This is a genomic window from Dactylosporangium sp. CA-152071, from assembly GCF_050936335.1.
Classification (GTDB): domain Bacteria; phylum Actinomycetota; class Actinomycetes; order Mycobacteriales; family Micromonosporaceae; genus Dactylosporangium; species Dactylosporangium maewongense.
The window spans coordinates 8371041-8390175 of the sequence record NZ_JBNJMZ010000001.1; the positions used below are offsets into that span (position 1 = coordinate 8371041).

Annotated in this window: 16 protein-coding genes and 1 pseudogene; 13 read left to right on the top strand and 4 right to left on the bottom strand. The window is 72.6% G+C overall.

Translation table 11 applies throughout. The annotated features are described in order from the left end of the window. Positions 1-30: 30 nt before the first annotated feature. Positions 31-483, bottom strand: a pseudogene (locus tag ACQEVZ_RS37780) (SRPBCC family protein); the annotation flags it as partial. 112 nt (positions 484-595) lie between these two features. Here ACQEVZ_RS37780 and ACQEVZ_RS37785 point away from each other — a divergent pair. Beyond that, positions 596-1438 (top strand): MHYT domain-containing protein, encoded by an 843-nt coding sequence (locus tag ACQEVZ_RS37785; RefSeq protein WP_344503493.1) that lies wholly within the window; start codon positions 596-598, stop codon positions 1436-1438. Positions 1439-1447: 9 nt separating this feature from the next. Here the strand turns inward: ACQEVZ_RS37785 and ACQEVZ_RS37790 are convergent, their stop codons facing one another. Next, on the bottom strand, positions 1448-2572 hold the full coding sequence (locus tag ACQEVZ_RS37790) for a LolA family protein (protein ID WP_433375545.1): 1125 nt from the start codon (positions 2570-2572) through the stop codon (positions 1448-1450). Positions 2573-2670: 98 nt separating this feature from the next. Between ACQEVZ_RS37790 and ACQEVZ_RS37795 the strand changes: the two genes are divergently transcribed. The 7 genes from ACQEVZ_RS37795 (at position 2671) to ACQEVZ_RS37825 (ending at position 11916) form a co-directional block, all read left to right on the top strand. Continuing rightward, positions 2671-3330 (top strand): response regulator transcription factor, encoded by a 660-nt coding sequence (locus ACQEVZ_RS37795; RefSeq protein WP_203849905.1) that lies wholly within the window; start codon positions 2671-2673, stop codon positions 3328-3330. A 35-nt stretch (positions 3331-3365) separates the two neighbouring features. Continuing rightward, positions 3366-4670: a sensor histidine kinase gene (locus tag ACQEVZ_RS37800; protein WP_354900644.1), complete on the top strand. Its 1305-nt coding sequence runs from the start codon at positions 3366-3368 to the stop codon at positions 4668-4670. 18 nt (positions 4671-4688) lie between these two features. Further along, positions 4689-5261 carry a MerR family transcriptional regulator gene (locus ACQEVZ_RS37805; RefSeq protein ID WP_344503496.1) on the top strand — a complete coding sequence of 191 codons (573 nt, stop codon included), beginning with the start codon at positions 4689-4691 and terminating at the stop codon, positions 5259-5261. A gap of 11 nt (positions 5262-5272) precedes the next feature. Next, the gene (locus ACQEVZ_RS37810; protein WP_433375550.1) at positions 5273-7735 is read left to right on the top strand and encodes a VIT domain-containing protein; all 2463 of its coding nucleotides are present in this window, start codon (positions 5273-5275) and stop codon (positions 7733-7735) included. Between the two features lie 1032 nt (positions 7736-8767). After that, positions 8768-9349 carry a phosphatase PAP2 family protein gene (locus ACQEVZ_RS37815; RefSeq protein WP_344503498.1) on the top strand — a complete coding sequence of 194 codons (582 nt, stop codon included), beginning with the start codon at positions 8768-8770 and terminating at the stop codon, positions 9347-9349. Between the two features lie 63 nt (positions 9350-9412). Next, a complete protein-coding gene (gene thrS, locus ACQEVZ_RS37820) occupies positions 9413-11404 on the top strand; it encodes a threonine--tRNA ligase (RefSeq protein WP_433375553.1) in 1992 nt (663 codons plus the stop codon). Further along, on the top strand, positions 11401-11916 hold the full coding sequence (locus ACQEVZ_RS37825; protein ID WP_344503500.1) for an HIT family protein: 516 nt from the start codon (positions 11401-11403) through the stop codon (positions 11914-11916). The genes thrS and ACQEVZ_RS37825 overlap by 4 nt, the downstream gene beginning before the upstream one ends. 3 nt (positions 11917-11919) lie before the next feature. On the opposite strand, the gene ACQEVZ_RS37830 is transcribed toward ACQEVZ_RS37825, so the two are convergent. Next, on the bottom strand, positions 11920-12933 hold the full coding sequence (locus tag ACQEVZ_RS37830) for a DUF695 domain-containing protein (protein ID WP_433375557.1): 1014 nt from the start codon (positions 12931-12933) through the stop codon (positions 11920-11922). Positions 12934-12971: 38 nt separating this feature from the next. Between ACQEVZ_RS37830 and ACQEVZ_RS37835 the strand changes: the two genes are divergently transcribed. Continuing rightward, positions 12972-13427 (top strand): GNAT family N-acetyltransferase, encoded by a 456-nt coding sequence (locus ACQEVZ_RS37835; RefSeq protein WP_433375560.1) that lies wholly within the window; start codon positions 12972-12974, stop codon positions 13425-13427. A gap of 15 nt (positions 13428-13442) precedes the next feature. Here the strand turns inward: ACQEVZ_RS37835 and ACQEVZ_RS37840 are convergent, their stop codons facing one another. Beyond that, the gene (locus tag ACQEVZ_RS37840) at positions 13443-15605 is read right to left on the bottom strand and encodes an elongation factor G-like protein EF-G2 (RefSeq protein ID WP_433377186.1); all 2163 of its coding nucleotides are present in this window, start codon (positions 15603-15605) and stop codon (positions 13443-13445) included. A gap of 189 nt (positions 15606-15794) precedes the next feature. Here ACQEVZ_RS37840 and pgsA point away from each other — a divergent pair, with 189 nt between their 5' ends. The 4 genes from pgsA to ACQEVZ_RS37860 are packed head-to-tail and all read left to right on the top strand — an operon-like array spanning position 15795 to position 18988. Continuing rightward, positions 15795-16442 carry a phosphatidylinositol phosphate synthase gene (gene pgsA / locus ACQEVZ_RS37845; protein WP_433375563.1) on the top strand — a complete coding sequence of 216 codons (648 nt, stop codon included), beginning with the start codon at positions 15795-15797 and terminating at the stop codon, positions 16440-16442. Beyond that, positions 16439-17353 carry a phosphatidylinositol mannoside acyltransferase gene (locus ACQEVZ_RS37850; protein ID WP_433375566.1) on the top strand — a complete coding sequence of 305 codons (915 nt, stop codon included), beginning with the start codon at positions 16439-16441 and terminating at the stop codon, positions 17351-17353. The genes pgsA and ACQEVZ_RS37850 overlap by 4 nt, the downstream gene beginning before the upstream one ends. Before the next feature lie 17 nt (positions 17354-17370). Further along, positions 17371-18510 carry a glycosyltransferase family 4 protein gene (locus tag ACQEVZ_RS37855; RefSeq protein ID WP_354900693.1) on the top strand — a complete coding sequence of 380 codons (1140 nt, stop codon included), beginning with the start codon at positions 17371-17373 and terminating at the stop codon, positions 18508-18510. 10 nt (positions 18511-18520) lie between these two features. Next, positions 18521-18988 (top strand): hypothetical protein, encoded by a 468-nt coding sequence (locus ACQEVZ_RS37860; RefSeq protein WP_344503507.1) that lies wholly within the window; start codon positions 18521-18523, stop codon positions 18986-18988. The last annotated feature ends 147 nt before the right edge of the window (positions 18989-19135 follow it).

Here is a 19135-nt window from a genome sequence, read left to right on the forward strand (position 1 = left end):
ACCGGGTTTCGGTGCGGCGGGAGCCGCCGAGGGGGAGGCCACGTCGCCGCGCCAGGCCCCGGTCTCCGCGCCCCGGTGCTCGATGAACTCGCGGAAGTTCGCCATGTCGGACTTGATCACCCGGTCCACGATGCCGACCTTGTCCGCGACGTTCTCGACGAAGCCCTCCGGGTCGATGTCGAGCTGCGCGGTCACCCTGCTGTGCGTGTCGTCGAGCCGGTGGAACGTCACCACACCGGCGTGCCTGGGGCCTTCCGTCGACGTCCAGGCGACCCGTTCGTCCGGGTGCTGCTCGGTGATGCGCGCGTCGAACTCACGCCGTACACCGCCGAACTCCACCACCCAGTGCAGCCTTGTGTCGTCGAGCTGGCGGATCTCCCGCACGCTGTGCATGAACGCCGGGAACTCCTCGAACTGGGTCCACTGGTTGTAAGCGGTCCGGACGGGCACGGCCACGTCCACGCTCTCCACAACCTGACTCATGTGTGCTCCCCTTACTCTCGGTGCTCACTTTTTAGCTACCCCCGCAGGGTGAGGGCAAACGCGCACAGGTTGTCCGACCGGCCCACCCATCGCGCTGGCTGAATGGGCGATCGTGGAGCACTTCGCCTACGGCGCCATCACGCCGGCGCTCGCCCTCGTCCTGTCATTCCTCGGATGCCTGCTCGGCGTGTTCATCGCCGCCCGGTCCAGGGCGTCCAGCGGCGGCAGCAGAGCCCGGTGGCTGACCCTGTCGGCCGTCGGCATCGGGGGAGCGGGCAGCTGGGTGCCGCACTTCATGGCGCTGCTCGGCACCGACGTGCCCGACGGGGTGGTCCGCTACGACGTGCCGATCACGGCGCTCGGTTTCGGCATCGCGGTGGTGGTGTACTGCCTGGGCCTGTACATCGTCGGCTTCGGCCGGCCGTCGCTGTGGAAGGTGCTGCCGGCCGGGATCGTCACCGGCGCAGGCATGGCCGCGGCGTACAGCACCGCGCCGCTCGCGATGCGCGTCGCCGGCACCGTCGGCTACGACCCGGCGACCGCCCTGGCCGCCCTCGTCGCGGCGGTCGTCGGGGCGACGGTGTCCCTGTGGTGCGTGTCGACGGTCCGCGGCAACAGGGCGCTCGGCGTCGCCGCGGCGATCATGGCCTTGGCGGCCTGCAGCACGCATTACGCGGTGATGACCGCGGTGCGGGTCGCCGCCGTGCCGTCGAGCGGGCCCGTCAGCGGTGCGAGCCCGCTGGCCCTGCTCACGCCGGTCTGCGTGGCCGCCTGCGTGCTGCTGAGCGTCCTGGCGTACGCGACGGTCGGCTTCTCCGTGCGGCAGAACACCGAGTCCGAGGAGGAGCTGCTGCGGCGGGCCCGCGACATGTACTCCATCGCGACGCTGCACCGCGCGGCGGCGGCCCGGCACGAGGAAAGGGACCGGGGCAAGGCCGCCCCGGTCCCTCAGTGATCTCGTTGCCTACTTGAGCGCGGCCGCCGGGTCCGCGGCCACCTGCGAGAGCCGCTCCGGGGTCACCGCTCCGGCCAGGACCCGGCCGTCGTCGGTGATCAGCACGCTGAACAGCTTGCTGTTGAACGTCCGGCCGCCGTTGCCCAGCGGGAGCTGGTTGATGGCGTCCTGCACCTTCTTCTCCTCGGCGGGGTCCGTCGAGGCCTGCCCCGGCTGCCCGGTCCGCACGACGAAGACCGAGGTCCAGCCGGTGCCGACGACGGTGCTCCTGGGCTGCTCACCGTTCTGCTGGCCGTTGTGCTCCGGCTGCTTGCCGGCGCCCTCGGCCTTGCCCGGGTCCGCCTCCTCGACCTTGGTGCCGGCCGGCGGGTTGAACACGAACTGCGAGTCGTCCGGCCGGGCGAAGCTCACCTGCGTGAACGCCACCTCGAACGCCGGGTTGGAGTCGCCCTTGGCGAGCACCTGCACCCGCAGCGGCAGCTTCTCCTGCGCGTCGATGGCCAGGCGGATCTGACCGATCAGCGACGCCGTGTCACGCGGGCGCAGGATCAGCTCGTACGCGTCCCGGCCGGCGATCTTCGCGGAGTTGCCGATGGAGACCTGCGTGGTCGGGTCGATCGCCTTGAGGGCGAGGTCGGCCGCTTCCTGAGGACTCTTCGGCAGCTCGCTCGGGACCGGACCCTTCTGCGTCGGGTCCGCGTCGGCGCCGTTCTTCTTGTAGTGCTGCGCCGTCGCGGACTTGCTGTTCCAGGTCCAGGTGTCGGAGCCGTTGTGGATGATGTCGCTCTGCCCCTGCGTGCCGAGCAGCGACAACCGGGCCTTGTCAGGTCCCGAGTACCACACCCGCAGGGTGTGCTTGCCCGACACGAGCGACGTGAGCTCCGAACTCTGGTCGCCCAGCAGCGACGGCAGGGCCGGCAGGCCCAGGTCGGCGCGCTCGACGACGGTGCCGGACAGGCCGTCCAGCTGCGCGGTCTGCAGATCGACCAGCAGCTGTGCGGCGGTGCGCGGTGGCAGGTTCGGCTCGGCGGCGACGGCGAGGGTCTTTGCGGCCACGCCGGCACCCACCACGGCGACCGCGGCGACCGCGGGCACCGCCCACCGTAGGACAGGTCGTGACGTGAACTTCGACATTGGGTACACCTCCTGCCGACCATGGTGCGCGGGGTCGGCTGTGACATCGCTGAGACCGCCTGTGCGTTCCCACAGCACAGCGTGCCACGCTGGTGCACGTGAGGCTGCTGGTGGTCGAGGATGAGATCCGCATGGCGGGGGCGCTGCAGCGCGGCCTGCAGGCGGAAGGGTTCGCCGTGGACGTCGCCGGGGACGGGCCGACCGGCCTTGAGCTGGCCAGACACGGCGGCTACGACGCGGTGATCCTGGACATCATGCTGCCCGGCCTGTCCGGGTACCGGGTGGTGTCCGCCCTGCGCGCGGAGAAGAACTGGGTGCCGGTGCTCATGCTGTCCGCGAAGGACGGCGAGTACGACCAGGCCGACGGCCTCGACTGCGGCGCCGACGACTACCTGACCAAGCCGTTCTCATATGTGGTGCTGGTCGCCCGCCTCCGCGCGCTGCTGCGCCGCGGCGCGCCGGAGCGGCCGAGCGTCCTGACGGTCGGGGAGCTGACCCTGGATCCGGCGCGTCGGCGGGTCACCAGCGGCGGCGAGGAGATCGTGCTGACGGCGCGGGAATACGCGCTGCTGGAGTACCTGATGCGCCGCCCCGGGCAGGTGGTGTCGAAGACCGAGCTGCTCGATCACGTGTGGGACGCCAGCATCGACACCGCGCCCAACGCCGTCGAGGTCTATGTCGGCTACCTGCGGCGCAAGCTGGGCCGCGACGCCCTCGAGACGGTCCGCGGCGCCGGATATCGGCTGCGGTCAGCATGATCTGGTGGTCGCGTCTTTCGCTTCGAGGCCGGCTGGTGCTCCTCGGTACGAGCGGGCTGATCGTCGGGCTCGCGATCGCCGGCGTGGCGATGGCGACCGCGATGACGTACAGCTTCCGGGGCACGCTGGACCGCTCGGCCGACACGACCGTCGGCGAGATCGCCGCGATGCTGGAGGAGGGGTCGACGCTCCCGTCGCCGCTGCCGGCGCCGGCGGGGCAGGTCGTGCAGGTGCTCGACGCCCAGCACCGGGTCGTCGCCGGCGACCGGAACGCCGACCTGCTCGTACCATTGCTGCATCGCGACGAGATCGACAAGGCGCTGCACGAGCGGATCACCGTGTCCGGCGACCGGGCGCTGCAGCGCGACCCGTTGCGGGTCACCGTGCGGCAGGTCGAGGACGGCCGGATCGTCGTGGTCGCGGTGCCGCTGGGCGACTACAACCGCAGCCTCGAACTGCTCAAGACGTCGTTGTGGGTGACGTACCCGGCGCTGGTCACCATCCTGGTCGCGATCGCCTGGAAGGTCGTCGGGCAGGCGCTGGCGCCCGTCGACCGGCTCAGCGCGTCCGCCGAGCGGATCACCGGCGCGGCGACCGACGAGCGGCTGCCGGTGCCGCCGTCCAGCGACGAGATCCAACGGCTCGCGGTGACGCTCAACCACATGCTGGACCGGCTCGCGACGACCCGGGCCAGGCAGCGGTCCTTCATCGCGGACGCGGCGCACGAGCTGCGCAGCCCGCTGGCGAGCATGCGCATCCAGGTCGAGGTGGCGCAGCAGCTCGGTGACTGGCAGACCGTCGGCGACGACCTGCTGACCGACCTGGACCGCCTGTCCCGGCTGGTCGACGACCTGCTCCTGCTGGCCAGGGCGGACGAGCGCGACGGGCGGCGGGTGGCGCGGGAGCCGGTCGAGATGCAGAGCCTGCTGAGGACCTTGGCGAAGCGGTACACCGGCGTCGACGTCGAACCGTCGGGCGAGTCGCTGTGGGTGGAGGGCGAGCAGGACGCGCTCATCAGGGTGGTGCTCAACCTCGCCGACAACGCGGTCCGGCACGCCCGCAACAAGGTGGTGCTGCAGGCGGAGTCCGACGGCCAGGAGGTCGTTGTCACTGTCACCGACGACGGGGAGGGCATCCCCGGGCCGCTGCGCGAGCGGGTCTTCGACCGTTTCACCCGCCTCGACGACGGCCGCGCCCGCGACGCCGGCGGCACCGGCCTCGGCCTGGCGATCGTGCGTGAGCTGGTCCGGCGGCACGGCGGCACGGTGCGGCTGCTGGACGCGCGGCCGGGGGTGCGGGCCGAGGTCCGGCTGCCCCGGTTTGTTGACAGTGTCATGTGACAGTGTCATGATTGGCGGGTGACCGCGACAGGATGGACGCTTGACGAGCTGACGGCACGTGTTGCCGCCGCGCTCGAGGGCACCGCCTATGCGGGCGCACCCAACGGTCGGGTGCGCGACGTTCCCGACGCCCGTGCCATCAGGTGGTATGCGACGATCGGCCTCGTCGACCGCCCGACCATGCGGGGCCGCACCGCGCTCTACGGTCCGCGACACCTTGCGCAGCTGGTGGCGATCAAACGCCGCCAGTCGGAAGGCAGGCGGATCGCCGACATCCAGATCGAGCTTGCCGAGGCGCCCGACGCTGTCCTGTGGGAGATCGCCGACCTGCCGAAGCACGAGCAACCCAGGACACGGTTCTGGGCCGAGCCGCCCGCACCGCACACACCGCCACCGGCGCCACCGCCCGCACTGCTCAGCGGGGTGCCGCTGGGCGGTGACGTGACGCTGCTGCTGCCCGGCACACCTGGGCCCGACGACGTGGCCGCCATCCAGACGGCCGCCAAGCCGCTGCTGGAGCTGCTGGCGGCGCTGGGTCTGGCCAACGGACTGACGCGTGATACGAGTGCCGAGCTAGGGAGTGGGCAATGAGAGTCGCCACGATGACCGAGGCAGAGGCCCAGCGGGTCGCCGCCCCGAAGGATGACGCCGGTCTCGGCGCGCTGCGCACCGAGCGGGGCAACCTGCCGCTCGACCGGATCGACGTGCGCACGGCCATCACCGGCCTGGTCGCGCGCATCGACCTCACCCAGGAGTTCGTCAACGTCCACGACGTGCCCCTCGAGGCCACCTATGTCTTCCCGCTGCCCGACCGGGCGGCCGTGACCCGCATGGCGATGACCGCCGACGGGCGGGTCGTCGAGGCGGAGCTGCAGGAGCGCGGCGCCGCCCGCGAGACCTACGACCGCGCCGTCGCCGCCGGCCAGCGCGCCTCGATCGCCGAGGAGGAGCGGCCCGACGTGTTCACCATGCGCGTCGGCAACATCCTGCCCGGCGAGCGGGTCAGCGTGTCACTGTCACTGGCGGGCCCGCTGGCGTTCGAGGACGGCGAAGCCACGTTCCGGTTCCCGCTGGTCGTCGCCCCGCGCTACATCCCCGGCGGCGCCCTCGACGGTGACAGTGTCGGCGCCGGGCACGCCCTGGACACCGACGCCGTGCCCGACGCGTCCCGCATCACGCCGCCGGTCCTGCTGCCCGGCTTCCCCAACCCGCTGCGCCTGAGCATCGACGTCGACATCGACCCGGCCGGGCTGCCGCTCGGCGAGGTCCGCTCCAGCCTGCACGCCGTGCAGCAGACCGAGCGCACCGTGTCGGTGCGCCCCGGCGAGCGGGCCGACCGCGACTTCGTGCTCCGGCTGGCCTATGGCGCCGGCGAGGCCGGGCTCGCGGTGGTGCCCGACGCCGAGGGCGGCGAAGGCACCTATCGGTTGACGGTGCTGCCGCCGGAGTCCCAGGCGCCGCCGAAGGCCAAGGACGTGGTGCTGCTGCTGGACCGCTCCGGCAGCATGGGCGGCTGGAAGATGGTCGCCGCGCGCCGCGCCGCCGCCCGCATCGTCGACACCCTCACCGCCACCGACCGCTTCGCCGTGCTGTCCTTCGACGACCGGGTGGAGACACCCGACTCGCTGCCGTCCGGCCTGTCCGACGGCACCGACCGGCACCGCTTCCGGGCCGTCGAGCACCTGTCCCGGGTCGACGCCCGCGGCGGCACCGAGCTGCTCCAGCCGCTCATCGACGGGCTGAAGCTGCTCGACGCCGCGACCGGCGACCGCGACCGGGTGCTCGTCCTGGTCACCGACGGCCAGGTCGGCAACGAGGACCAGATCCTGCGGACCGTCACGGGCGCGCTGCGCGGGGTGCGGGTGCACACCGTCGGCATCGACCAGGCCGTCAACGCCGGGTTCCTCGGCCGCCTCGCGATCGCCGGCGGTGGCCGCTGCGAGCTCGTCGAGAGCGAGGACCGGCTCGACGAGGCCATGGACCGCATCCACCGGCGGATCGGCACGCCCGTCGTCAGCGGCGTCACCGTCACCGCCGAAGGGCTCGACCTCATCGACGGCACCCAGGCACCGGCCCGGCTGCCCGACGTGTTCCCCGGCGTGCCGTTCGTCGTCACCGGGCGGTATCGCGGCCCGGCCGGCGGCACGCTCACCGTCGCCGGCACCATGCGCGACGGCACCCCCTGGTCGACCACCGTCACCGCCACCGAGCACGACAACCCGGCGCTCACCGCGATCTGGGCCCGCGCGCTGCTGCGCGACCTGGAGGACGCCTATGTCGCCGGGCCCGGCGCCCGCTGGGCCGCCACCAGCGACGACAACCAGCTCGAGCAGCGGATCACCGCGGTGTCGCTGCGCTTCGGGGTGCTGTGCCGGTTCACCGCGTATGTCGCGGTCGACAAGCGGGTCGTCACCGACGGCGCCGAGCCGCGCCAGGTGGTGCAGCCCGTCGAGTCGCCGGCCGGCTGGGAGCTGCCGACGGCGGTGCCCCCGCCGCCGCTGCACCCGACGGCGATGTCGTATGCCGCGGCCGCGCCGGACCTGGCCCGGGCCGTCGCGATGCCCGCACCCGCACCGGGCGGCCCGCCGCCGATGCCGCCGATGGCGCCGCCACCGGCCCCGGGCGGCGCCGTGCACCGCAAGTCGGCGGGTGGTGGCGGCAGCGTGTTCGCCCGTCCCGCCGGTGGTGTCGCGCGGGCGCTGCGCGGCCGGGGCTCGGTCCGCCCGCAGGCACCGGCCTCGGCGCAGCCCGCGGCCCAGCCGTCGGTCGAGGCGGAGCGCCAGCGCGCCGACTCGGCGGAGCTGCGCCAGCTCGCCGCCGAGGAGGCCCGCCGCCTGCGCGCCGCCGCCGACCGCCCCGACTTCGAGCGCCGCGAGCTGCTCGAAGACCTGGGCTCGCGCCTGGCGGTGCTGGGCATCGGCGTCCTGCGCCTCCTGGCCGACCGCCTCACCCCGGCGGCCATCGCCTCCCAGCCCCTCGACGAGCTGTGGCAGCAGGTCCTCGAGGAGCTCGACAAGGTCTCGGGCGACCAGCCCAAGTCCAGGGGCGCCTTCTGGAAGCGCTGACCAACCCCGGCGCCGCGGCCGTGCAACACCCGCCGCGGCGCCCCGGGTCTCCGTCATCGGTCCCGGCGCCATCGGCTCACGGCTGCGGCGCTGACGGGCGTCGGGTGCGGCGGCGTCGGGCTTCGGCGTGGGGCGCGGTGTCGTCGGGCTCCGGTGTCGGTTGCAGCACTGTTGGGGTTCGGCGTGGATGGCGGCACCGCTCGGGAACGCCAGCGGGCTTCGGCGCCATCGGGGTCGGCGTTGGCTGCGGCGCCCTCGGGCTCTGGTGTCGGTTGCGGCGTCGTTGGGCTCTGGTGCTGGTTGCGGCGTCGTTGGGCTTCGGTGTCGGGTGCGGCGTCGTTGGGATTCACCGTGGATGGCGGGGGCTGGCGGGCTCCGGCATCCGTCGCCGCCTCGCCGGACCTCGGTCTCAGCGCCGCCCCTTGGTGCTGGGCCGGCCGCAGTCGGGGCGGACGGCCTGGGACCTCGGCGGTGCGTGAGCCAAGGACGTCGCACCGAGCCCAGAGCCTGACCCGGGGGAGTCCGGCCTGCGTGACCCAGGGGCAGGGCGGATCAGAGCGAGGCGATCGCCGGCAGTTCGAAATCCGGCCGATTGAACGTCAGCTGGTTGGGCAATGGCTCGGGGTTCGCCGGGCCGGTCGAGTGCGGACCGGTCGGGCGGTGGCTCAGAGCCGCCAGGCGGGTCGGGCCCGGGCCTGCCGGCTATCGGCTCGGGGTTTGGCAGCCTGGTCGGGCGCGCGGCCGGTTGGGCGGGCTCGGGTTCGGCAGGCTCGTCGGGCGTGGGCTGGTCGGGGAGTGGCTCGGCGGTCGGCAGGTTGGTCCGCAGCGGGCCAGCTGGGTCGGGCGCGGATCGAGTGTTCGGTCGATCGAGGTGGGCCGGGCATGTGGCGCTGGACGGATCGGGGCGTCGGCGCTGGTCGGGGTGTGCCGGTCGATGTGCTTCAAACGGGGGAGCGCATCGGCCGGCATGGCTCGGGGGTGGGGGTGTGTGCGCGGATCGTGGGGTGCTGCGGGGTTCTGTACGGTACGGCGGTGATCGTGCAGCGGATCGCTCGTGGGGTGACCGAGGTGCTGGCGCCGGCGGTGCTGGTGTCGGTGCTGCTGGTGCTGCTGGCGGTGCACGGGGCGCCGAGCGTCGGGCGGGGGCTGCTGCTGGGGGTCGTCGCGGCGCTGTTCGAGAGTGTGCTGCCGTTCCTGTACATCCTGCGCGGCGTGCGGCGCGGGGAGCTCACGGACCGGCATGTGGGGGATCACCGGCAGCGGCGGGGGCCGTTGCTGGTCGGGCTGGTGTCGGTGGCGGTCGGGTTCGTGGTGCTGGTCGGGCTGGACGCGCAGCAGGAGCTGCTCGCGGCGGTCGTCGCCGGTGGGGTGGGGCTGGTCGTCGCGGCGGTCGTCAACCACTGGTGGAAGATGTCGATCCACACGGCCGTGGCCGCGGGGGCGCTGGTGATCCTGATGCTGGTCTACGGCTGGCTGCTGATCGTGACGGCGCCGCTGGCGGGGCTGGTCGGATGGTCGCGGGTGGCGCTGAAGGACCACACGGTGGCGCAGGTCGTCGTCGGGGCCGTGGTGGGCGCGGTCGTGGCGGGCGGGGTGTTCTCGGCCCTGCGGTGACGCGGCGGATAGAGTTTGCGGGGAATCAGACCTCTTCACGCTTGGGAGCAGACCGTGTCCACAGTGCGCTCGAATACCATCGTGGTCACGGCCGGCACGACCGCCGCCGCCGCGGTCGCGGAGGCCGGGCTGCCGACCAGCGGGCCCAAGGCGATCGTCGTCGTCCGCGAGGCCGACGGCCGGCTCCGCGACCTCGACTGGACGCCGGAGCAGGACACGGAGGTCGAGGCCGTCGACCTGTCGTCGCCGGACGGGCTCAACGTGCTGCGCCACTCGACCGCGCACGTGCTGGCGCAGGCCGTGCAGGACCTGTTCCCGGAGGCGAAGCTCGGCATCGGGCCGCCGATCGAGCACGGTTTCTACTACGACTTCCAGGTCGCCAAGCCGTTCCACCCCGATGACCTGGACAAGCTCGAGAAGCGCATGCAGGAGATCATCAAGTCGGGGCAGAAGTTCCGCCGGCGGCGGTTCGAGTCGGTCGAGCAGGCCAAGGCCGAGCTGAAGGACGAGCCGTTCAAGCTGGAGCTCGTCGACGTGAAGAGCGACAGCGGCCAGACGGTGGACGACAAGGAGGTCATGGAGGTCGGCGGCGGCGAGCTGACGATCTACGACAACCTCGACGCGCAGTCGGACAAGGTCTGCTGGTCGGACCTGTGCCGGGGGCCGCACCTGCCGAGCACCCGCATGATCCAGGCTTTCAAGCTGACCCGCGTCGCCGCGGCGTACTGGCGCGGGTCGGAGAAGAACCCGCAGCTGCAGCGCGTCTACGGCACCGCGTGGCCGACCCGCGACGCGCTCAAGGAGTACCAGAAGCTCCTGGAGGAGGCGGCGCGGCGCGACCACCGGAAGCTCGGCGCGGACCTGGACCTGTTCAGCTTCCCCGACGAGATCGGCTCCGGGCTCGCGGTCTTCCACCCGAAGGGCGGCATCATCCGCCGGGAGATGGAGAGCTACTCGCGGCAGCGGCACGAGGAGTCGGGCTACGAGTTCGTCAACACGCCGCACATCAGCAAGTCGAACCTGTTCCAGACGTCGGGCCACCTGCCGTACTACGCCGACACGATGTTCCCGCCCATGGAGATGGAGGGCGCGGAGTATTACCTGAAGGCGATGAACTGCCCGATGCACAACCTCATCTTCCGGGCCCGCGGCCGGTCCTACCGTGAGTTGCCGCTGCGCATGTTCGAGTTCGGCACGGTGTACCGCTACGAGAAGTCGGGCGTCGTGCACGGCCTGACCCGGGTGCGGGGCCTGACCCAGGACGACTCGCACATCTACTGCACCAAGGAGCAGATGGTCGGCGAGCTGCGCGGCCTGCTGCAGTTCGTGCTCGACCTGCTGCGCGACTACGGCCTGGACGACTTCTACCTGGAGCTGTCCACCCGCGACGACTCGCCGAAGTTCATCGGTGAGGCCGCGGAGTGGGAAGAGGCGACCGAGGCGCTGCGCAACGCGGCGCTCGAGTCGGGGCTGGAGCTCGTGCCGGACCCGGGCGGCGCCGCGTTCTACGGGCCGAAGATCTCCGTGCAGGCGCGCGACGCGATCGGCCGGACCTGGCAGATGTCGACGATCCAGGTCGACTTCAACCAGCCGAAGCGCTTCGAGCTGGAGTACCAGGCGTCCGACGGCAGCCGGCAGCAGCCGGTGATGATCCACCGGGCGCTGTTCGGCTCGATCGAGCGGTTCTTCGGCGTGCTGACCGAGCACTACGCGGGCGCGTTCCCGGCGTGGCTCTCGCCGGTGCAGGTGGTCGGCATCCCGGTGCGCGCCGACCACGGCGACTACCTGGCCGAGTTCGCGGCGCGGCTGCGCAAGGAAGGCATCCGGGTCGAGGTCGACCACTCCGACGAGCGGATGCAGAAGAAGATCCGCACCGCGCAGCAGCAGAAGATCCCCTTCATGGTGATCGCCGGCGACGACGACGTCACCGGTGGCACCGTGTCGTTCCGCTACCGTGACGGCTCCCAGCGCAACGGTGTCGCCCTCGACGAGGCCGTCGCGCACGTGGCGGAGGTCGTCAGGTCCCGCACGAATGTGGGACCCTCGGCGGCATGACGACGGGTACGCCGGACGACATCGAGCGGTTGTGGACCCCGCACCGGATGGCCTACATCAAGGAGGACCGGGCGGGGGACCACGACGAGCCGACGGGGTGCCCGTTCTGCCGGGCGCCCGGCCTGCCCGATGAGGACAGCCTCGTCGTCGCCAGGGGCGGGCTCGTGTTCGCGGTGCTCAACCTGTACCCGTACAACCCCGGCCATCTGATGGTCTGCCCGTACCGGCACGTCGCCGACTACACGGACCTGACCGCGGACGAGACGGTGGAGCTGGCGACCTTCACGCAGGCCGCGATGCGCGCCGTGCGCCGGGCCAGCGGCGCGCACGGCTTCAACCTGGGCATGAACCAGGGCTCGGTCGCCGGCGCCGGCATCGCCGCCCACCTGCACCAGCACATCGTGCCCAGGTGGGGCGGCGACACCAACTTCATGCCCGTCGTCGGCCGGACGAAGGTCCTGCCGCAGCTGCTCACCGACACCCGGAAGCTGCTGGCGTCGGTCTGGGAGTAGCAGTCAGGACAGGTGCGCCACGGCCTCGAACGCGGGGTCGTGGCGCAGCTTCACCTTCGCCTTGCCGCCCGGCCAGCCGGCCGCGGCGGCCTTGACCTTCTCGCCGGCGCCGGACGTGCCGTCGAGGTAGCAGTGCAGGATGCGCCGGCCCGCGGTGGTCTCCTGCGCGACCATCTCGCCGGCGCCGCCCAGCGCCGCTTCGAGCGGCCCGTCCTCGAACGCCCGCAGCTCCTCCAGGGCGTCTTCGGTGGGCAGGCCGGCCTCCTCGGCCCGGTAGGGCAGGATCACCGCGGCGTGCGTGTCGAACCGCGGCCAGCGCGCCGACCGCAGCGGCCGCTGCACCATCCCGGTCAGCGGGGCGCCGTCGACCACGGCGGAGAAGACGGCCCAGGTCGGCTCCCGGTGCCGCTCGCGCAGGTCGTCGACGGCGGCGGCGAGCTCGAGCGGGTCCCGCGCGCCGTCGGGCTCGTCGGCGCTGAAGCCGACCGACCCGACCCACAGCTCGACGCCCTCCTCGCCGAGCAGCCAGTCGAGGGCGAGGAACGTGATCTGGCCGCGGACCGGCTCCGGCAGCTTGCGGAACAGCGGGTGGAAGCCGACGACGTCGATCGCGGCGGAGTCCTCGTCGGGGGTGAACGCGAACCGCAGCAGCGCGAGGTCCAGCCGGGCGCCGGCGATCTCGATCGTGGCCGTCAGCGTGTCGTGGTCGGGCTGGCGCGCGGTGTGGAACTCCCACTCCGGGTCGGCGGCCGGGGCGAGCGCGCCCCAGCGGGCGACGACCGCGCGCAGCTCAGGGTTGCCGCCGGGGGAGACGACCAGCGCGTGCGTGGCGGTCTTGCCCTTGCTGAACTCCCAGGTCAGGTCCTTGTGGATGGCCGCGACCCGCTTGCTGATCTGCGGGGTGAGCGGCTCGAACTCGCCGGTGGAGATGGCGTCGATCACGGCCTGGCGGATCGTGGGCCACCAGGCCCAGAACTCGACGACCGGGTCCTGCTTCCTGCCCCGCGAGAAAATCATGCCGCGCAGTGTAGGCGGACCTGGCATCGTCTGGTGTCGTGCGAGTGGAGCTGTACGACGGTGACCGGGCCGGCCTGCGGTGGTCGTTCGAGCTGGCCGAGGACTCCGCCGTCGAGCTCGACGGCTATCTGGACGAGGGGCGGGTCCTCGTCGCCGTGCAGGACGGGCGGATCGTGGGGCACCTGCAGCTGGTCGGCCTGGAGATCAAGAACATGGCGGTCGTGCCGGAGCACCGCGGCACCGGCGTCGGGGCGCGGCTCATCGAGGCCGCCGTCTCGCTGGTACGGGCGGAGCACGGCGGGACGATGCTCGTCGCGACCGGCGCCGCCGACGTCGGCAACCTGCGCTTCTACCAGCGGCAGGGCTTCCGCTTCCGGTCGGTGGAGCGGGACGTCTTCACGCCCGCGAACGGCTACCCGGCCGGCATCATGGTCGACGGGATCGAGCTGCGGGACCGGGTCTGGCTGGACCGGGAGATCCGGCCAGACCCGTGAACCACTCGGCGCCGCTCAGCGGGTCGCGGCGTGCTCCTTCTTCACCGCGTCCGCCAGGTGCGTCGGCATCGGGTCGTGCCGGGCGAACGCGCGGGTGAACGTGCCCGAGCCGGACGTCATCGCGCGCAGCTCGACCGCGTACCGGACGAGCTCGGTGGCGGGCACCTCGGCGTGCACGAGGGTCCGCTCGTGCCCGGCCGGGTCCGGCTCGTTGCCCAGCACCCGGCCGCGGCGGCCGGACAGGTCGCTCATGACCGCGCCGACGAACTCGTCGGGGACCCGGATCCAGACCTCGTCGATCGGCTCGAGCAGCGTCGTCTGGCCCTGCTCGGCGGCCTCGCGCAGGGCGAGCGCGCCGGCGGTCTGGAACGCCGCGTCGGACGAGTCGACGGAGTGCGCCTTGCCGTCGAACAGGGTGACCCGCACGTCGACGACGGGGTAGCCGGCGACCATGCCGCGCTCCATCTGGTGGCGGACGCCCTTCTCCACCGACGGGATGTAGTTGTGCGGCACGACCCCGCCGACGATCTTGTCGACGAACTCGAAGCCGGACCCGCGCGGCAGCGGCTCGACCTTGATGTCGCAGACCGCGTACTGCCCGTGCCCGCCCGACTGCTTGACGTGCCGGCCGTGGCCCTGGCTGGGCGCGGCGAACGTCTCGCGCAGCGCGACCCGCACCGGCTCGGTGTCCAGCTCCACGCCGCCGGAGCGCAGCCGGTCGAGCACGACGTCGGCGTGCGCCTCACCCATGCACCACAGCACCAGCTGGTGGGTCTCGGAGTTGCGCTCCAGGCGCAGCGTCGGGTCGCCGGCGACGAGCCGGCCGAGGTTCTTGGCGAGGGCGTCCTCGTCGGAGCGGGTCTTCGCGACGATCGCGATCGGCAGCAGCGGCTCCGGCATCACCCACGGCGCCATGAGCATCGGGTCGTCCTTGCCGGAGATCGTGTCGCCGGTCTCCGCCGTCGTCGACTTGGTGATCGCGACGATGTCCCCGGCGACCGCGTACGGCACCTCCCGCAGCGCCGAGCCGAGCGGCGAGAACAGGTGCGCGAACCGCTCGTCGGCGTCGTGGTCGGGGTGGCCGCGCTCGGCCATGCCGTGCCCGGAGATGTGCACCGGGCTGTCGGGGCGCAGCGTGCCGGAGAAGACCCGCACGAGGGAGACGCGGCCGACGTACGGGTCGATCGTCGTCTTCACCACCTCGGCGATGAGCGGGCCGTCCGGGTCGCAGCGCAGCGGCGCGTGCGGGTCGCCCGCGATGTCGGTGACCGGCGGCACGACGTGCTCCAGCGGCGACGGGAACCCGCTGGTCAGCACCTCCAGGAGGGCGTCGAGGCCGAGGCCGGTCTGCGCGCAGACGGGCACGACGGGGTAGAAGGTGCCGCGGGCGACCGCCTTCTCCAGGTCCTCGATGATCACCGACGTCTCGATGACCTCGCCGCTGACGTAGCGCTCCATGAGCGTCTCGTCCTCGCTCTCGGCGATGATGCCTTCGAGCAGGCTGTTGTGCGACTCCTCGATCGCCGGCAGGTGCTGCGGCTCCGGGTCGCGGACCGACGGCGGGTAGCCCGCGGAGTAGTCGAAGACCCGGTGGGTGACCAGCGCGATGAGGCCCTCGACCGCGGTGCCGTCGTCGCCGAGCATCGGCAGGTACAGCGGCAGCACGTTGTCGCCGAACGCGTCCTGGCAGAGCTCCAGGGTGTCCTGGAAGTCGGCGCGCGGGTGGTCGAGGCGGGTGACGGCGACCGCGCGGGGCATGCCGACGGCGGCGCACTCCTCCCACAGCGCGGCGGTGGCGGCGTCGACGCCGTCGACGGACGACACGACGAACAGCGCCGCGTCGGCGGCCCGCAGGCCGGCGCGCAGCTCCCCGACGAAGTCGGCGTACCCCGGGGTGTCGAGCAGGTTGATCTTCGTGCCGCCGTGGAGGACGGGGGCGCAGGACAGCGTCACCGACCGCTGCTGCCGCACCGCCGCCGGGTCGTGGTCGGTCACCGTGGTGCCCTCGGACACCGCGCCGGCCCGTCCGATCGTGCCGGTCGCCGCGAGCAGCGCCTCCACGAGGGTCGTCTTCCCGGCGCCGGAGTGCCCGACGACCACCACGTTGCGTACCCTGCCGGGGTCATCAACCGCCGGCACCGGGCCGGCGACACCCTTCTCCTGGACCTTCTGCGCCATCATGCGCCTCCCGTCCTGCCTGCTGTGAGCAGTCTCACAGTCACGACCTGTTCACCGATCCCACACCCGAACCATCACCGACACAAGAGCCCTTCGACCCCACCGGCGGCCTACGGTTTACTCAAGCACCGTGAGCAGGCCCACGCGCAGGTATCCGGCAAGCTCCGCCGCCGTTATCGTGGGAGCGCCATGGCGAAGATCCTCAGCGTAGTCAGCAAGGCCGGACTGGCCCGCATCGTCAACCCCGTCGCGGCCGCGCTGTTGCGCGCCAAGGTGACCCCGAACGCGGTGACCGTCGCCGGCACCGTCGGCGTGCTCGTCGGCAGTCTCGGGTTCGCCACCCGCGGCCATATGGTCATCGCGCTCGTTATCGTCACCGTGAGCTGCCTGACCGACATGCTCGACGGGTCCATGGCCCGGCAGCTCGGCGTCAGCAACAAGTTCGGCGCCCTGCTCGACTCGACCATGGACCGCGTCTCCGACGGCGCCATCTTCGGCTCCGTCGCCTTCTGGTTCGCCTCCCAGGGTCAGCTGCGCGAGTGCGCCGCGGCGCTGCTGTGCCTGCTCACCGGGCAGGTGGTGTCCTACGTGAAGGCCCGCGCCGAGGGTCTCGGGATGACCGCCAACGTCGGGCTGGCCGAGCGGACCGAGCGGCTCATCCTGGTCGGGATCGGTGGCCTGCTGTTCGGGTTCGGCGTGCCATACGGCATGGAGGCGGCCCTGTGGCTGTTGGTGCTGCTGTCGGTGATCACCATCGGGCAGCGGATGTCGCACGTGTACCGGCAGGCCCGCGAGCTCGCGGCGGCCGCTGACACCGGCGATCGGGCGGCCCTGTGAACCTCGCGGAACTCGGCTACGGCGCCGCCTTCACGCTCATCCCGAAGCTCCCCCGCGCGGTGACCTGGCCGCTGTTCTCGGCCGCCGCGGCGCACGGCTCCCGCCGGTACCGCAGCGGCAAAGGCGGCAAGGGCACGCTGAGGCTCGCGTCCAACCTGCGCCGGGTCGTCGGCCCCGGGCCGTCGGAGGCCGAGCTCGCCGACCTGGTCGAGCGGGGGCTGCGCTCCTACTCACGCTACTACCTGGAGGCGTTCCGGCTGCCGGGGCGCTCCCGGGCGCAGCACCTCAGCGGGTTCCGGCTGGACCGCGGCGAGCTGCTCGCCAAGAACGTCGCCGACAAGTCCGGTGCCGTCATCGCCCTGCCGCACGCGGGCAACTGGGACGCGGCCGGCGCCTGGGTCGCCGCCAACGGCTGGCCGATCGTGACCGTCGCGGAGCGGCTGAAGCCGGAGAGCGTGTACCTGCGGTACCTGCATTTCCGGCGCGCGCTGGGTATGGAGATCCTGCCGACGACCGGCGGCGAGCGGCCCCCGTTCGACGTGCTGGAGGAGCGGCTGCGGGCCGGGTACGTGGTGCCGCTGCTCGCCGACCGGGACCTGACCGCCCGCGGCGTCGAGGTCGACTTCTTCGGCGGCCGGACGAAGATGCCGGCCGGCCCGGCGCTGCTGGCCCTGCGCACCGGCGCGCCGCTCTACGCGGTGTCGATGTGGTTCGACCCGGACGCGGCCGCCGGCCGGCTCGAGGGGCCGATCCCGCTGCCGGACGCCTCGGAGGGGGCGCTCGACGTGCGGGTCCGGCTGCTCACCCAGCGGATCGCGGACGTCCTCGCCGCCGGCATCGCCCGCAACCCACAGGACTGGCACATGCTGCAACGACTCTGGATCGACACCCCCGCCGTCGTGAAGGCTTAGGAGGCGTGGGAGGCGTGTTGCGCATCGGGATCGTCTGCCCGTACTCCTTCGACGTGCCCGGCGGCGTGCAGAACCACGTCCGCGACCTCGCCGAGACGCTGATCAGCCTCGGCCACGACGTCAGCGTCCTGGCGCCCGGCGACGACGAGAGTGCCGAGCAGCCGTACGTCGTGCCCGCGGGCCGGGCGGTGCCGGTGCCGTACAACGGCTCCGTCGCGCGCGTCTCCTTCGGTCTCATCTCCGCGACCCGGGTCCGGCGCTGGATGGCCGCCGGCCGCTTCGACGTGCTGCACGTGCACGAGCCGCTCACGCCGAGCCTGTCGATGCTGGCGGTGCTGTCGGCGCGCGGGCCGGTCGTCGCCACGTTCCACACCGCGATGACCCGCTCGCGGGCGCTCGCCGCCGCGCAGGGGCTGCTCCAGCTGGTGCTCGAGAAGATCACGGGGCGGATCGCGGTGAGCGAGCTGGCGCGCAAGGTCCAGGTCGAGCACCTGGGCGGCAGCGCGTGGGAGATCCCCAACGGGGTGCAGGTGTCGCGGTACCGCGCCGCCTCGCCGCTGCCCGGTTTCCCCGGCGACGGGGGCACGCTGGGCTTCCTGGGGCGGTTCACGGAGCCCCGGAAGGGCTTCCCGCTGCTGCTGACCGCGTTCGCGACGCTCGCCGCCCGCCGTCCGGGCCTGCGGCTGCTGGTGGCGGGCCCCGGCGACGTCGACGAGATCTTCACCGACTTTCCGGACATCGCGGCCTTCAAGGACCGGATCGTCTTCCTGGGGAAGGTGTCGGAGGAGGACAAGGCGCGGATGCTGCGCAGCGTCGACCTGTACATCGCCCCCAACACCGGCGGCGAGTCCTTCGGCATGATCCTGACCGAGGCGATGTCCGCGGGTGCGACCGTCGTCGCCAGCGACCTGGACGCGTTCCGGCGGGTCCTGGACGGCGGGCGGGCCGGTGCCCTCTTCCCCGTCGGCGACGCCGCCGCGCTGACCACCACCGTCGCCGGCCTGCTCGACGACCCCGCGCGCCGGGCCGCGCTCGCCGACCGGGCCGCCTCCGTCGTCGCCGCGTACGACTGGCCCGTCGTCGCCGAACGGGTCCTGGAGGTCTACTCGACGGTGATCGAGGTCGCCGGGGCCGTGGTCGAGGAGCCCGTCCCGTAGGCTTCCCGCCGTGTGGTGGGTGATCGCGGTGGTGGCGGTGGTGGTCCTGGTGGCGACCTACCTCACCTGGCTCGCGGCCCGCGTCGACCGGCTCCACGCGCGGGCGGTCGCGGCCTATGCCACGCTCGACGCCCACCTGGTCCGGCGCGCGGTGGCCGCGGTGGCCCTCGCCGAGGCGGCGCAGCTGCCCACCCTCATGTACGCGGCCCGGATCGCCGTCGACGCCCAGCCCGAGGACCGCGAGGTCGCCGAGAACGACCTCACCCGCCACCTGCGCGAGGCGGCCGCCGGCCCGGAGGACGTCGTCGGGCCGCTCGTGCAGGTCAGCAGGCGGGTCGCCCTCGCCAGGCAGGTGCACAACGACGTCGTGCGCGACGCCCTCGCCGTGCGCCGCCGGGCGCTGGTCCGCGTGTTCCGCCTGGCCCGCAAGCACCCCCGCCCCGCGTACTTCGACGTCGACGATCCGTCCCTGCCGTGAACCGGTACATGAGCGGCGAAACGCACGCTGTTTCCCCCTTCCTTCCGGTTTATCAGGCGCTCCGCGCCCGCTAAACCGGAAAAATCACCTTTTTCGGGGGTTTGGCCGGCTGGTGGGATGCAACGTGGGCCGCGGGGTTCCCATTGG

Bases quoted from the DNA above. Each gene is read 5' to 3' on its own strand.
- ACQEVZ_RS37790 (WP_433375545.1), bottom strand. From the start codon at position 2,572: ATGTCGAAGTTCACGTCACGACCTGTCCTACGGTGGGCGGTGCCCGCG.
- ACQEVZ_RS37810 (WP_433375550.1), top strand. From the start codon at position 5,273: ATGACCGAGGCAGAGGCCCAGCGGGTCGCCGCCCCGAAGGATGACGCC.
- ACQEVZ_RS37825 (WP_344503500.1), top strand. From the start codon at position 11,401: ATGACGACGGGTACGCCGGACGACATCGAGCGGTTGTGGACCCCGCAC.
- ACQEVZ_RS37830 (WP_433375557.1), bottom strand. From the start codon at position 12,933: ATGATTTTCTCGCGGGGCAGGAAGCAGGACCCGGTCGTCGAGTTCTGG.
- ACQEVZ_RS37840 (WP_433377186.1), bottom strand. From the start codon at position 15,605: ATGGCGCAGAAGGTCCAGGAGAAGGGTGTCGCCGGCCCGGTGCCGGCG.
- pgsA (WP_433375563.1), top strand. From the start codon at position 15,795: ATGGCGAAGATCCTCAGCGTAGTCAGCAAGGCCGGACTGGCCCGCATC.